The sequence below is a fragment of the Staphylococcus ureilyticus genome, from assembly GCF_002902235.1.
GTDB classification, from domain to species: domain Bacteria; phylum Bacillota; class Bacilli; order Staphylococcales; family Staphylococcaceae; genus Staphylococcus; species Staphylococcus ureilyticus.
The window spans coordinates 1-887 of record NZ_PPRL01000063.1; the positions used below are offsets into that span (position 1 = coordinate 1).

An 887-nucleotide genomic window follows, 5' to 3' on the forward strand; every position below is an offset into this window, starting at 1 on the left:
ACTGCAGGTAAAGGTGATTTACAAACAAGATTGGATAGTATCTCATCTGTAACGTCACCAGAAGTAAACGATGTAGATGGTAACGGAGTCTTGGATACAGACCAATTGTCTGAAGCAATGCAAGCTGTAGTGAATGCAGAACAAGCAAAAAACGCATTGGATACGAAATTGGCAGAAGTAACATCAGACGGCTTAGTGACGCCAGATGAGAAATCCGAAATAGATACGCTAATCCAAGGATTAGAAAGTGCGAAACAAGCGGCACAAGGGAAGGTAAATAGCGTACCATATAGTACTGCAGGTAAAGACGATTTACAAACAAGATTAGATAACATCGTGTCAGTAACATCACCAGAAGTAAATGATGCAGATGGTAACGGAGTCTTGGATACAGATCAATTATCCGAAGCGTCTCAAGCCGTAGTGAATGCAGAACAAGCAAAAACAGCAGTGGACAATAAGCTAACAGAGGTAATATCTGATGGTCTAGTAACGCCAGATGAAAAAGCCGAAGTAGATGCGTTAATCCAAGCATTAGAAAGTGCAAAACAAACAGCCCAAGAGAAAGTGAATAGTGTACCGAATGGCACTGCAGGTAAAGATGCGCTACAAACAAGACTGGATAACATCACATCAGTAACGTCACCAGAAGTAAATGATGTGGATGGTAATGGAGTCTTAGATACAGACCAATTATCCGAAGCGTCTCAAGCAGTGGTAAGTGCAGAACAAGCAAAAACAGCAGTTGATACGAAGTTATCTGAGATTACAGCAGATGGATTAGTGACGCCAGATGAAAAAGCAGCAGTAGATGCGTTAATACAAACATTAGAAACAGCGAAGGAAACGGCTCAAGAGAAGATAAATAGCGTACCGAACGGTACTGC

The 887-nt window shown here is 41.5% G+C and carries 1 protein-coding gene; it reads left to right on the forward strand.

Translation table 11 applies throughout. The features are described from left to right. The coding region (locus tag CD150_RS13400; RefSeq protein ID WP_206185633.1) for a GA-like domain-containing protein at nucleotides 1-887 on the forward strand (887 nt) is incomplete at both ends.